Origin of the sequence: Thauera sp. JM12B12 (assembly GCF_039614725.1) — a bacterium.
Lineage (GTDB): Bacteria > Pseudomonadota > Gammaproteobacteria > Burkholderiales > Rhodocyclaceae > Thauera.
Genome location: NZ_CP154859.1, coordinates 1,004,513 through 1,017,344, shown reverse-complemented (window position 1 = coordinate 1,017,344; position 12,832 = coordinate 1,004,513). Strand labels below are relative to the sequence as shown.

At 66.9% G+C, this 12,832-nt stretch carries 9 protein-coding genes and 1 pseudogene; 3 read left to right on the top strand and 7 right to left on the bottom strand.

The genetic code is table 11. The features are described 5' to 3' along the window. Positions 1 to 17: 17 nt before the first annotated feature. The 3 genes and pseudogenes from AAG895_RS04460 to scpA form a co-directional block, all read right to left on the bottom strand. Positions 18 to 1,549, bottom strand: a pseudogene (locus tag AAG895_RS04460) (acyl-CoA carboxylase subunit beta). 63 nt (positions 1,550 to 1,612) lie between these two features. Beyond that, positions 1,613 to 2,614, bottom strand: a complete 1,002-nt coding sequence (meaB, locus tag AAG895_RS04455) for a methylmalonyl Co-A mutase-associated GTPase MeaB (protein ID WP_345795224.1) — start codon at positions 2,612 to 2,614, stop codon at positions 1,613 to 1,615. Positions 2,615 to 2,692: 78 nt separating this feature from the next. Next, a complete protein-coding gene (gene scpA, locus AAG895_RS04450; RefSeq protein ID WP_345794352.1) occupies positions 2,693 to 4,861 on the bottom strand; it encodes a methylmalonyl-CoA mutase in 2,169 nt (722 codons plus the stop codon). A 303-nt stretch (positions 4,862 to 5,164) separates the two neighbouring features. On the opposite strand from scpA, the gene AAG895_RS04445 reads away from it, so the two are divergent. After that, a complete protein-coding gene (locus tag AAG895_RS04445) occupies positions 5,165 to 5,845 on the top strand; it encodes a GntR family transcriptional regulator (protein ID WP_345794351.1) in 681 nt (226 codons plus the stop codon). On the opposite strand, the gene AAG895_RS04440 is transcribed toward AAG895_RS04445, so the two are convergent. From AAG895_RS04440 to AAG895_RS04430, 3 genes are all read right to left on the bottom strand, one after another. After that, positions 5,846 to 7,162 carry a hemolysin family protein gene (locus AAG895_RS04440; protein ID WP_345794350.1) on the bottom strand — a complete coding sequence of 439 codons (1,317 nt, stop codon included), beginning with the start codon at positions 7,160 to 7,162 and terminating at the stop codon, positions 5,846 to 5,848. Positions 7,163 to 7,424: 262 nt separating this feature from the next. After that, entirely contained in the window at positions 7,425 to 9,104 is a 1,680-nt protein-coding gene (locus AAG895_RS04435; RefSeq protein ID WP_345794349.1) for a cation acetate symporter, read from the bottom strand. Then, entirely contained in the window at positions 9,104 to 9,424 is a 321-nt protein-coding gene (locus tag AAG895_RS04430; protein WP_345794348.1) for a DUF485 domain-containing protein, read from the bottom strand. The genes AAG895_RS04435 and AAG895_RS04430 overlap by 1 nt, the downstream gene beginning before the upstream one ends. Before the next feature lie 166 nt (positions 9,425 to 9,590). Here AAG895_RS04430 and AAG895_RS04425 point away from each other — a divergent pair, with 166 nt between their 5' ends. Further along, the gene (locus tag AAG895_RS04425) at positions 9,591 to 10,373 is read left to right on the top strand and encodes an enoyl-CoA hydratase-related protein (protein ID WP_345794347.1); all 783 of its coding nucleotides are present in this window, start codon (positions 9,591 to 9,593) and stop codon (positions 10,371 to 10,373) included. A 15-nt stretch (positions 10,374 to 10,388) separates the two neighbouring features. On the opposite strand, the gene AAG895_RS04420 is transcribed toward AAG895_RS04425, so the two are convergent. Then, positions 10,389 to 11,888: a TolC family outer membrane protein gene (locus AAG895_RS04420; protein WP_345794346.1), complete on the bottom strand. Its 1,500-nt coding sequence runs from the start codon at positions 11,886 to 11,888 to the stop codon at positions 10,389 to 10,391. 226 nt (positions 11,889 to 12,114) lie between these two features. Here AAG895_RS04420 and AAG895_RS04415 point away from each other — a divergent pair, with 226 nt between their 5' ends. Next, positions 12,115 to 12,810: a transglutaminase-like cysteine peptidase gene (locus tag AAG895_RS04415; protein WP_345794345.1), complete on the top strand. Its 696-nt coding sequence runs from the start codon at positions 12,115 to 12,117 to the stop codon at positions 12,808 to 12,810. The last annotated feature ends 22 nt before the right edge of the window (positions 12,811 to 12,832 follow it).

The following is a 12,832-nucleotide window of genomic DNA, read 5'->3' as shown; positions in this document are numbered from 1 at the left end:
TATTCCTCGTGCGCGGATCAGAGCGGGATGTTGCCGTGCTTGCGCCACGGGTTTTCCAGTTCCTTGTCCTTGAGCATCGCCAGCGAACGGCACACGCGCTTGCGGGTCTCGTGCGGCATGATCACGTCGTCGATGAAGCCACGCGCGCCGGCCACGAAGGGGTTGGCGAAGCGGCGCTTGTACTCGGCCTCGCGCTCGGCGATCTTGGCGGGGTCGTTCTTCTCCTCGCGGAAGATGATCTCGACCGCGCCCTTCGGGCCCATCACCGCGATCTCGGCGCTCGGCCAGGCGAAGTTCACGTCGCCGCGCAGGTGCTTGGACGACATCACGTCGTAGGCACCGCCGTAGGCCTTGCGGGTGATGAGGGTGACCTTCGGCACGGTGCATTCGGCGTAGGCGTAGAGCAGCTTGGCGCCGTGCTTGATGATGCCGCCGTATTCCTGCGAGGTACCGGGCATGAAGCCGGGGACATCCACCAGGGTGACCACCGGGATGTTGAAGGCGTCGCAGAAGCGCACGAAGCGCGCGGCCTTGATCGAGCTCTTGATGTCGAGGCAGCCGGCCAGCACCAGCGGCTGGTTGGCGACGATGCCCACCGGGGCGCCTTCCATGCGCGCGAAGCCGATGATGATGTTCTTGGCGTAGTCGGGCTGCAGCTCGAAGAAGTCGCCGTCGTCGACCATCTTGACGATCAGCTCCTTCATGTCATACGGCTGGTTGGGGTTGTCCGGCACCAGGGTGTCGAGCGAGTAGTCGAGGCGGTCGGCCGGATCGACGCAGGGCACGACCGGCGGCTTCTCGCGGTTGCTGGCGGGGATGAAGCCGACCAGGCGGCGGGTCATCATCAGCGCCTCGACGTCGTTCTCGAAGGCGAGGTCGGCGACGCCCGACTTGGTCGTGTGGGTGACGGCGCCGCCCAGTTCCTCGGCGGTCACCTCCTCGTGGGTCACGGTCTTCACCACTTCGGGACCGGTCACGAACATGTAGGACGAGTCCTTGACCATGAAGATGAAGTCGGTCATCGACGGCGAATACACCGCGCCGCCCGCGCAGGGCCCCATGATCAGCGAGATCTGCGGCACCACGCCCGAGGCCAGCACGTTGCGCTGGAACACGTCGGCGTAGCCGCCGAGCGAGTCCACGCCTTCCTGGATGCGGGCGCCGCCCGAGTCGTTCAGCCCGATCACCGGCGCGCCGACCTTCATCGCATGGCCATGACCTTGCAGATCTTCTCGGCGTGGGTCTCGGACAGCGAGCCGCCGAACACGGTGAAGTCCTGCGAGAACACGAACACCAGACGGCCGTTGATCGTGCCGTAGCCGATCACCACCCCGTCACCCGGGATGTGGTCGGCGTTCATGCCGAACTCGTTGCAGCGGTGCTCCTTGAACATGTCCCACTCTTCGAAGCTGTCGTCGTCGAGCAGCAGCAGGATGCGTTCGCGCGCGGTGAGTTTGCCCTTGGCATGCTGGGCATCGATGCGCTTCTGGCCACCACCGAGGCGGGCCTTCTCGCGCTTCTCCTCCAGCTGGCGAATGATTTCGTGCATTGATGATCTCCTGTCAGATCCTGGGATTGTCGGGCTGCGACCTTGGCAAGCCCTTGCTGTACTTCAAAGATGGCCGAGCAAGCGGAGCGCGGCGACCGAGGGCGTGGTCGCGCCCTCTTCCACCGCCCGCGCCAGCGCCGGCAATTCGCTCTTGACCTGCGGATGGCTGCGGAAACGGCTGCGCAACCCGGAATCGATCAGCTCCCACATCCAAGCAAGCGCCTGGTGACGGCGCTTGGCGTCGAACTCGCCGGAGGCGGTCAGCGCCTTGCGGTACGCGCTGACCGTGTCCCAGAATTCGGCGACGCCGTCCTTCTTCAGCGCCGACAAGGTCAGCACCGGCACCGTCCAGTTCGGGCTCGCCGGGCGCAGCATGTGGAGCGCGGTCTTGATCTGCGACTTGGCGCGCATCGCGGCCGAAGGGTCGATGTCGGCCTTGTTGATGACGATCAGGTCGGCGATCTCCATGATCCCCTTCTTGATCGCCTGCAGGTCGTCGCCGGCGTTGGGCAGTTGCAGCAGGCAGAAGATGTCGGTCATGCCGGCGACCGCGGTCTCGCTCTGCCCCACGCCGACGGTCTCGACGATGATGACGTCGAAGCCGGCGGCCTCGCACACCAGCATCGTCTCGCGCGTCTTCTCGGCCACGCCGCCCAGGCTGCACGCCGAGGGGCTGGGGCGGATGAAGGCGGCGGGGTTCTGGCTCAGCAGCTCCATGCGCGTCTTGTCGCCGAGGATCGAGCCGCCGGTGACCGACGAGGACGGATCGACCGCGAGCACCGCCACGCGCAGGCCCTGCTCGATCAGATGGAGCCCGAGCGCCTCGATGAAGGTCGACTTGCCCACCCCCGGCACCCCGGAGATCCCCACCCGCATCGCACCACCGGTGTGCGGCAGCAGGGCTTCGAGTACGCGCTGGGCGCGCAGCTTGTGGTCCTCGCGCTGCGACTCGATCAGCGTGATGGTCTTGGCCAGCGGACGCAGCAGGCGCGCGCGCACCCCGTCGACCAGGCTGCGGTCGGCGGCGTCGAGCTCGGGCGACAGGGCGGACAGGGTTTCAGGCATGTTCATGGGCGACGGATTCGATGTTGCGCGCGACCCTGCATGGGGGACGAGCCATGCAGGGTCGGGGATCGCGCGAACTCAGGCGGCGGCCTTGCGTGCGGCGCGGATCTGCTTGAGCACCTCGCGTGCGGCGACCGGAATCGGGGTGCCGGGACCGAAGATGCCCTTGGCGCCGGCGGCATAGAGCGCGTCATAGTCCTGCGCCGGGATCACGCCACCGACGAAGGTGATGATGTCGTCGGCGCCGAGGCGCTTGAGCTCATTGACCACCTGCGGCACCAGCGTCTTGTGGCCGGCGGCGAGGCTGGAGCAGCCGACCGCATGGACGTCGTTCTCGACCGCGTGGCGGGCGGCCTCTTCCGGGGTCTGGAAGAGCGGACCGATGTCGATGTCGAAGCCGAGGTCGGCGAAGGCCGAGGCCACCACCTTGGCGCCGCGGTCATGCCCGTCCTGGCCAAGCTTGGCGATCATGATGCGCGGACGGCGGCCCTCTTCGGCAATGAAGGCCTCGATGTCGGCCTTGAGCGCCTTCCAGTCTTCCTGTTCTTCCACGACGGCTCCATAGACGCCGGACACGGCTTGCGGGTTGGCACGATACCGGCCGAAAACCTTCTCGAGCGCGTCCGAGATCTCGCCGACGGTGGCGCGCAGCCGGATCGCCTGCACCGACAGGTCGAGCAGGTTGCCCTCGCCGGTCTCGGCACACTTGGTCAGCGCATCGAGCGCGGCCTGCACTGCAGCAGCGTCGCGGCTGGCGCGGATCTTGTTGAGACGAGCGATCTGGGATTCGCGCACCGCGTGGTTGTCGATGTCGAGGATGTCGATCGGGTCTTCCTTGGCGAGCTTGTACTTGTTGACGCCGACGATGACGTCCTTGCCCGAGTCGATGCGCGCCTGCTTGTCGGCGGCGCATTCCTCGACCTTCATCTTGGCCCAGCCGGACTCGACCGCCTTGGTCATGCCGCCCATGGACTCGATCTCTTCGATCAGCGCCCAGGCCTTGTCGGCCATGTCCTGGGTGAGCTTCTCCATCATGTAGGAGCCGGCCCAGGGGTCGACGACGTTACAGATGTGGGTCTCTTCCTGGATGATGATCTGCGTGTTGCGCGCGATGCGGGCGGAGAACTCGGTGGGCAACGCGATGGCTTCGTCGAGCGCGTTGGTGTGCAGCGACTGGGTGCCGCCGAACACCGCGGCCATCGCCTCGATGGTGGTGCGCACGACGTTGTTGTAGGGGTCCTGCTCGGTGAGCGACCAGCCCGAAGTCTGCGAGTGCGTGCGCAGCATCATCGACTTGGCGCTCTTGGGGTTGAACTGCTTCATGATCCGCCACCACAGCAGACGCGCGGCGCGCATCTTGGCGATCTCGAGGTAGAAGTTCATGCCCACCGCCCAGAAGAAGGACAGGCGGCCGGCGAAGGTGTCGACGTCCATGCCCGACTTGATGCCGGTGCGCACGTACTCGAGGCCGTCGGCGAGCGTGAACGCGAGCTCGATCGCCTGGTTCGCGCCCGCTTCCTGGATGTGGTAGCCCGAGATCGAGATGCTGTTGAACTTGGGCATGTGCGACGACGTGTACTGGAAGATGTCGGCGATGATCTTCATCGACGGCGTCGGCGGGTAGATGTAGGTGTTGCGGACCATGAACTCCTTGAGGATGTCGTTCTGGATGGTCCCGGAAAGCTTGTCCTGGCTCACGCCCTGCTCTTCCGCGGCGACGATGTAGCCGGCGAGGATGGGCAGCACCGCGCCGTTCATGGTCATCGACACCGAGATCTTGTCGAGCGGGATGCCGTCGAAAAGGATCTTCATGTCCTCGACCGAGTCGATCGCCACGCCAGCCTTGCCGACGTCGCCAACGACGCGCGGGTTGTCCGAGTCGTAGCCGCGGTGAGTGGCGAGGTCGAAGGCCACCGACACCCCCTGGCCGCCGGCGGCGAGCGCCTTGCGGTAGAAGGCGTTGGAGGCCTCGGCGGTGGAGAACCCGGCGTACTGGCGGATGGTCCACGGCTTGACCGCGTACATGGTCGGCTGCGGGCCGCGCAGGAAAGGCTCGAAGCCAGGCAGGGTGTCGGCATGCGCGAGACCCTCGGTGTCGGCCTTGGTATAGAGCGGCTTGACGGTCAGCCCCTCGGGCGTGATCCAGTTGAGCTTCTCGACATCGCCACCGGGGGCCTGCTTGGCGGCTGCTTTTTTCCAGGCCTCGAAGTCGGGCTGGGGATAGACGGGCTCGTTGGCGTTCGACATGAAAAACCTCGTTAAATCTGCAGCCTCGGCGGCTACGGGCACAAAACCGGATCCTTGCGGCGACGGCGCCGTCCGTGACCACTGCCACGGACGGCCGTCGACGCTCCAGAGAGCGACGCGCCCCCTCTTCTTCCGCCGGGCGGACCCGGCGCCTCCCATGACGCGTCGCGCATGGAACTTGACTTGCTCAACGATAAAATAATACTTTATCCATAATTATGAACGCAATGCCCGGGACGATGGAATCGACCCGGCTCCCGGGGGCCACCGCTCCCTTCGCAGTTCGAAACACCGAATCCACACATGAACGCCTCACGCATCGCCCCCATCGCGCTGTATCAGGAAGTGGCCGAGCGCCTGCGGCAGCGCATCTTCTCGCACGAACTGCCGCCCGGCACCTGGGTGGACGAGCAGGCGCTGGCCGAGCATTACGGCATCTCGCGCACCCCGCTGCGCGAGGCGCTCAAGGTGCTCGCCTCCGAAGGGCTGGTCACGCTCAAGCCGCGCCGCGGCTGTTACGTGACCGAGATTTCCGAGCGCGACCTCGACGAGGTGTTCAGCGTGATGTCCCTGCTCGAGGGCGAATGCGCGCGCGCCTCGGCACGCAAGGCGAGCGAGTCCGACCTAACCCGCCTGCGCGCCATCCATGCCGAGCTCGAAAAGGCCGCCGCGGCAGCCGACATCGACGGTTTCTTCGAGGCCAACCAGGCCTTCCACCTCGCCCTCCAGCAGATCGCCGACAACCGCTGGCTGCTGCAGGTGATCGAAGACCTGCGCAAGGTCATCAAGCTGTCGCGCCACCACTCGCTGTTTTCGGAAGGCCGGCTGGAGCAGTCCCTGGCCGAACACCGCGACATCCTGCAGGCGCTGCTCGCCCGCGACGGAGAGCGCGCCGAAGCGCGCATGCGCGCGCACATCCTGAGCGGACGCGCAGCGCTCGCCCGCATCGCTGGCGCGAAGGTCGCCGCCGGCGCCAGCGCCTGATCAGCGCGCCGCGTCGGTCACCGGCGCAGCCGGCGCCCCTTCGCGCGTGACCAGGACCTGGTCGATACGGTAGTTGTCGATGTCGACGACCTCGAACTTGTAGCCGGCATAAGTCACGAAGTCGGTGCGCTTGGGCACCTTGCGCAGGCGGTACATCAGGAAGCCGGCCACCGTCTCGTAGTTCTGGAAGCCCTCGAAGACCTCGATGTCGAGGGCTTGCATGACGTCCTCGATCGGCGTGACGCCATCGATCAGCCAGGAGTTGTCGTCGCGACGCACGATCAGTTCTTCCTGGAACGGGCTCACCAGATCGCCCATCACCGTGCTCATCACGTCCTGCAGCGACAGCAGCCCCACCACGAGCGCGTATTCGTTGAGCACGAGCGCGAAATCCTCCTTCGCATCGCGAAACCGTTCGAGCGCCTCGAACAGGGTCAGCGTGTCGGGCAGCATCAGCACCTTGCGCACGATCGGCTGGGTGCGCAGCGACAGGTCCTGGCCCTGGACGATGCGCGGCAGGATGTCCTTGGCGTCGACATAGCCGATCACGCTGTCGATGCCGTCCTCGCACACCGGGAACTTGCCGTGCGGATGGGCCGCGATCTTGCGCCGGATGCTCTCTTCGGACTCGGACAGGGTGAGGAAGACGATGCTCTCGCGCGAGGTCATCGCCGAGGGAACGATGCGCGAGTCGAGCTCGAACACGTTGCTGATGAGATGCTGCTCCTGGCGCAGCAGCGCGCCGGCCTGCGCACCGGCGTCGGCCATCGCCATGATGTCGTCGGCGGTGATGTCCTCGATGCGCGCGCTCGGCAGCTTGAACCAGCGGAAGATGAGGTCGGCCGCGCCATTGAACACCCACACCAGCGGCGCGAACGCCCACACGCAGGCCTGCATCGGCCGCACCACGGCGACCGCGATGCGCTCGGGCTGCACCATCGCCAGGCGCTTGGGCATGAGGTCGGCGAAGAGCACGAACAGCGAGGTGACGAACACGAAGGAGAGGACGAAGGCGACGGTGCCGAGCATCGGGCCCTCGTAGACGGTGCGCAGGAGCACGGTGACGTAGGGCGACAGCGCCTGCTCGCCCACCACGCCGCCCAGGATCGCCACGGCGTTGAGGCCGATCTGCACCACGGTGAAGAAGTTGCCCGGATTGTCCTGCAGCGCGAGCACGCGCTGGGCATTGAGGTGTCCGCCTTCGGCCATCAGGCGCAACTTGATCTTGCGCGAGGCGGCGAGGGAGATCTCGGACATCGAAAAGAAGGCGCTCGCTGCGATCAGCAGCAGGATGACGAGCAGTTCATTGACAGGCACGACGACTCCTTTGGGATGAAGGTCCCGCCGGAAGGCAAAACCACGGGGCGATGGCGCTGGAGTCTATCACTCGCCTCTCGCCGGGGCGGCCGCCCGCCAGCGGCTGCCGCGCCATCAACGGACAAGCCCGCCCCCACGCGTCAACGTGGGAGCGGGCCTGTCCTCGAATGCCACCCTGTTCGCGGGCAAGCCCGCTCCCACGGAAGCGATCCGTCAGTCGCCTCCCCTCGCCCGCGCGAGGCGGGCGGGGCTCGGCGCTCGATCAGTGCGACGCGGCGGTCGCGGCGCCGACGCCGGTCTGCGCGCGCACGTACTGGTCCTCGAAGGCTTCCTTCTCGGCCGCCGCAACCTTGCTGCTGTCGAGCGTCGAGAACAGCCAGGTCATGAAGAAGGCGATCGGCATCGAGAACAGCGCCGGCTGGGTGTAGGGGAAGATCGCCGAGGCGTTGCCCAGCACATCCACCCACACCGATTTCGACAGCAGCACGAACAGCACCGCGCTGACCAGGCCGGAGTAGCCGCCGACGAGGGCGCCCTTGGTGGTGAGGCCCTTCCAGTACATCGACAGGATCAGCACCGGGAAGTTGGCCGAAGCCGCCACGCCGAAGGCGAGCGCGACCATGAACGCGATGTTCATCTTCTCGAAGGCCATGCCGAGCAGTATGGCGACGATGCCCAGGCCGATGGTGGCGTACTTCGACACCTTCAGCTCGGTGGCCTCGTTGGCCTTGCCCTTCATGATGACGCGCGAATAGATGTCGTGCGAGATCGCCGACGCGCCGGCCAGCGCCAGGCCCGCCACCACCGCGAGGATGGTCGCGAAGGCCACCGCCGACAGGAAGCCGAGCAGCAGGTTGCCGCCCACCGCCTGCGCCAGGTGCATGGCGATCATGTTGCCGCCGCCGACGACCTTGCCGCCGATCACGCCACCCTCGAAGAACTGCGGGTTCTGGCCGACGATGATGATCGCGCACAGGCCCATGATGGCGATGACGTTGAAGAAGTAGGCGACGATGCCCGAGGCGTAGAGCACCGACTTGCGCGCTTCCTTGGCGTCGGTCACGGTGAAGAAGCGCATCAGGATGTGCGGCAGGCCGGCGGTACCGAACATCAGGCCGAGGCCGAGCGAGATCGCGGTGACCGGGTCGGCGAGCAGGCTGCCAGGGTTGAGCAGCTTCTCACCCAGCTTGTGCACTTCCATCGCGCGGGTGGTCAGTTCGTCGAACGAGAAGCCGAACTGGCTGAACGCGAGCAGGCCGACCGCGGTACCGCCGACCAGCAGCATGCAGGCCTTGATGATCTGCACCCAGGTGGTGGCGACCATGCCGCCGAAGGTCACGTACACCATCATCAGCGCGCCGACGACGACGAGCGCGATGTTGTAGTCGAGACCGAACAGCAGCTTGATGAGCTGACCGGCACCGACCATCTGCGCGACGAGGTAGAAGCACACCACGGTCAGCGAGCTCACCGCGGCCATCGTGCGCACCTTGCCCTGGTCGAGGCGGTAGGCGGTGATGTCGGCGAAGGTGAACTTGCCCAGGTTGCGCAGGCGCTCGGCCATCAGGAACAGGATGATCGGCCAGCCGACGAAGAAGGACAGCATGTAGATGTAGGCATCCACACCCTGCGCATACATCATCGCGGTCAGGCCGAGCAGCGTGGCCGCCGACATGTAGTCACCGGCGATCGCCAGGCCGTTCTGGAAACCGGTGATGCCACCGCCGGCCGTGTAGAAGTCGGCGGTCGACTTGGTGCGGCTGGCCGCCCAGTAGGTGATGCCCAGGGTCATCAGCACGAACACGAAGAACATGCCGATGGCGTGGAGGTTGAGGGGCTGCTTCTCGGCCGCGTCCATCGCGGGACCGGCGGCGAGCGCGAGCGGGCTGGCGGCGAGGGCCAGCAGGCCGGCGACAAGACGGGAATGCATGCGGGCGTTCATCACTTCTCCTCCTTCCAGGCGGCCTTCACGAGTTCCTTGTTGATGTCGTCGAACTCGCCGTTGGCGCGCCGCACGTACACCCAGGTCAGGACCCAGAAGAAGACGAACTGCAACAGCCCGGCCAGGATGCCGAAGGTCAGGTTGCTGCCTTCGAACAGACGAGTGCCGATGAGCTCGGGCGCGAAGGCCACGAGCAGCACGAAGCCGTAGAAGACGATCAGGACGATCGCCGCGAGAATGCCCGCGAAGCGGGTGCGCTTGGCGACAAGCTCCGCAAAGCGCGGGTTGCGCCGGATGTGCGCGTACATAGAGCTAGACACTTTCTCCCTCCCATGGATAAGCAACGCAGAAACGCTAGCCTCCACCCTCCTTTATCGACCGGCCCGTCTGCCGCGGGCCGTATCGAGCGAGCGGATGATATATCATCCATAAGACTCCATACACATCCGTATGGAAAAATTTTATTTATCGAAAACGGCCATCCCAATGAGCACACGAATCGACCTCGAGATCGGCGACGGGCTCGCCACCGTCATCCTGCACAACCCGGCCAAGCTCAACGCCGTCAACGCCGCCATGTGGCGTGGCCTGTCGGCGGCCATGAAACGCATCGCCAGCGACAGCGACGTGCGCTGCGTGATCCTGCGCGGCGCCGGTGACGACGCCTTCGCCGCCGGCGGCGACATCGAGGAGTTCCAGCGCGTGCGCACCACCGTGGACGACGCCCTGCACTACCACGAGGATCTGGTGGCGAGCGCGCTCGACGCGATCCGCGACTGCGCCGTGCCCACCGTGGCCGCGATCCGCGGCGCCTGCATCGGTGGCGGACTGGAGATCGCCGGCTGCTGCGACATCCGCATTGCCGGGGAATCATCGCGCTTCGGTGCGCCGATCAATCGTCTCGGGTTCTCGATGTATCCGGGCGAGATGGCCGGCCTGCTCGCGCTGGTGGGGCCGGCGGTGGTGCTGGAGATCCTGCTCGAGGGGCGAATCCTGAGCGCGCGCGAAGCTTTGCAAAAGGGGCTGCTGTCGCGCGTCGTCGATGACGAAAGAGTGTTCGAGGAGGCCGCCGCATGTGCGGCGCGCATCTGCGCGGGCGCGCCGCTGGTGGCGCGCTGGCACAAGCAGTGGGTGAAGCGCCTGATGGACGGCGGCGCGCTCAGCGACGCCGAAAAGCGCGAGGCCTTCGCGTTCCTCGACACCGAGGATTACCGCGAAGGCCTCGAAGCCTTCCTGGCCAAGCGCCCGCCGGTTTTTCGGGGACGCTGACGGGACAGTGCGCACTCAGTCGCGCTGGGGTGTCATCGGCTGCGCCGAGGGGCCCGGGGCACGGCCTGTGCCCGCCTCGCGCATGGCCTCGGCGAAAAGTGCCTCCTTGTCGATCTGCAGCGGCGTCGGTGCCTCGGGTGGGCACAGGTCGGCCGGTTCGCTCCCGCTGCGATCCTGACCGAGCTCGGCCGGCGTCGGCAGATCGTTGCGCGCCACCTCCAGCGTGTTGAGCAGGCGCCCCATCCCGGCGAGCGTTCGCGCCTCGGCGATCGCAAGGTCGTAGCGCGCGCTGGTGTAGGCGCGGCGTGCCTGGAAGTACTCGTTCTCGGTGTCGAGCAGGTCGAGCAGGGTGCGCTGGCCGATGTCGAACTGCTGGCGGTAGGCCTCGCGCGCCTTGGCGATCGACAGCTGGTGCTGATCCAGGTAGCCGATCTGCTCTTTCAGGCGCTGGCTGTCGTTGTAGGCGATCGACAGGGTCTGACGAACATCGCGGCAGGCCTTCTCGCGCAGGTCGCGCGCCTGGTTCAGCGACTCCGCTGCCTGACGAATGCGCGCCTGGTCGGAGCCGCCGCGGAACAGGTTGTAATTGAGCACCACCTCGACCACGCCCTCGCGCGAGCGTCCGTCCACCCCATCGAGGTTGTGATCGACCGACTGCCGTGCGCGCAGGTCGACGCGCGGCTGGTTGGCGGCACGGCGGGCCTCGATCTCGGCCTGGCCGGCGCGCACGTTCTCGATCGCGGCGGCCAGCACCGGGCTCGTGCCGAGCGCGTTCCTGACCGCATCCGCGACCGTCGGCGGCAATCCGGCGGTCCCGGCCAGCGCGTCGGGCAGCGCCGGCAGCGTGTCGGCGGGGGCCTCGCCGACCAGGCGCAGATAGCGCGCGCTGACGTCGTGCAGGTTCGACACTTCGGTCAGCAGGTTGGACTCGGCGAGCGCGAGACGGCCGCTGGCCTGCTCGAGATCGACCCGGCGCCCCACCCCCGCCGCAGTGCGTTCGGCGATCTGGTCGTACACGCGGCGGTGCTCGACGTAGTTGTCCTTGGCGAGCTGGACCAGGTCGCGATAACGCAGCACGTCGGCGTAGGCGCGCACCGTCTCCAGCGCTGCCGTCTCGGACGCATCCACCACCTCGTAGTAGCGCGCCAGGCGGGCGAAGCCCAGGCGGGCAACCTCGCTGCGGGTGAGGAAGCCGTCGTACAACATCTGGTTGAGCGACAGCGCCGCGCCGCGCCGGGTGTAACGGTCCGTAGCCTCGCCCGGACGGTCCTGGCGCTCACGGCCGACGCCGGCGTTGAGGTCGATCTGCGGCAGGTAGCCGCCGCGCGCCACGTCCTGTTCCGCGCCCGCGGCCTGGAATGCGTGCCAGCGCGCCTGCACCTCGGGGTTGGTACCCACCGCCTTCAGCGCCGCCTCGCGCAGGGCCGCGGGCACCGCCTCCGCCAGCGCCGTACCGTGCAGCGCGAAGAGCACCGCGATGACGCAGGTGCGGCGGAAGATCTTGTGCCTTTCCATGTTCTTTGGTTTCCTCGTCATAGCAGCTCGAAAGGGCCGCCGTTGCGTGATTAGACCAAGTTTTCCGCAACCGCCGGAGCACGGAAACGGGGCGCCAGTGACGCTTTGCACAACCGGCCCCAACTTATCCCGGCGGCCGTGCTCCAGGTCACGCCGCCGGCGTCCGGCCGACGGCCCGGCAGGCCCGGATCGCCGATAATCGGAGCCATCCTGTCCGCGCCCGCCGATGCCACCCGCCCTCCTCGCCCACCTTCGCAGGCTGTACCCGGCCATCGCGCTCGCCGCGCTCGTCGGTGGCCTGCCGCTCGCGCTGGCGTCGGCCGATGGCGCACGCATGGAAGAGGTCGCGCGCGCGCGCTACGGTGAAGCCGTCGCCGAGGCCGTCCGCGACTGGCGCACGCTGCTCCTCGGCCCTGACGCGGTCGACGAGCACGAGCGGCTGTCGCGGATCAACACCTTCTTCAACCGCCGCCTGCGCTTCGACGACGACATCCAGGTCTGGAAGGAGGCGGACTACTGGGCGACCCCGCTCGAGACGCTGGCCCGCGGCGCCGGAGACTGCGAGGACTTCGCCATCGCCAAGTACGCCAGCCTGCTGGCGGCCGGCGTGCCATCCGAGCGCCTGCGGCTGATCTATGTTCGTGCCCGCATCGGCGGTCCGCAGAGCAAGCTGTCCCAGGCGCACATGGTCGTCGGCTACTACCCGACGCCCGATGCCGAGCCCCTGATCCTCGACAACCTGGTGAGCGAGATCCGTCCCGCCGGTCGCCGCCCCGACCTCTTCCCGATCTTCAGCTTCACCAGCGAGGGCCTGTGGGTACAAGGCGCGAACACCAGCTCCGCCGATCCCACCGCCCGGCTTTCGCGCTGGCGCAGCGTGCTGCAGCGCATGCGCGCCGAAGGGCTGGATCTTCAACAATGAACCCGCAACACCCTCCCCGGAG

Bases quoted from the DNA above. Each gene is read 5' to 3' on its own strand.
- AAG895_RS04445 (WP_345794351.1), top strand. From the start codon at position 5,165: ATGAACGCCTCACGCATCGCCCCCATCGCGCTGTATCAGGAAGTGGCC.
- meaB (WP_345795224.1), bottom strand. From the start codon at position 2,614: ATGCCTGAAACCCTGTCCGCCCTGTCGCCCGAGCTCGACGCCGCCGAC.
- AAG895_RS04435 (WP_345794349.1), bottom strand. From the start codon at position 9,104: ATGAACGCCCGCATGCATTCCCGTCTTGTCGCCGGCCTGCTGGCCCTC.
- AAG895_RS04420 (WP_345794346.1), bottom strand. From the start codon at position 11,888: ATGGAAAGGCACAAGATCTTCCGCCGCACCTGCGTCATCGCGGTGCTC.
- AAG895_RS04415 (WP_345794345.1), top strand. From the start codon at position 12,115: ATGCCACCCGCCCTCCTCGCCCACCTTCGCAGGCTGTACCCGGCCATC.
- AAG895_RS04425 (WP_345794347.1), top strand. From the start codon at position 9,591: ATGAGCACACGAATCGACCTCGAGATCGGCGACGGGCTCGCCACCGTC.
- scpA (WP_345794352.1), bottom strand. From the start codon at position 4,861: ATGTCGAACGCCAACGAGCCCGTCTATCCCCAGCCCGACTTCGAGGCC.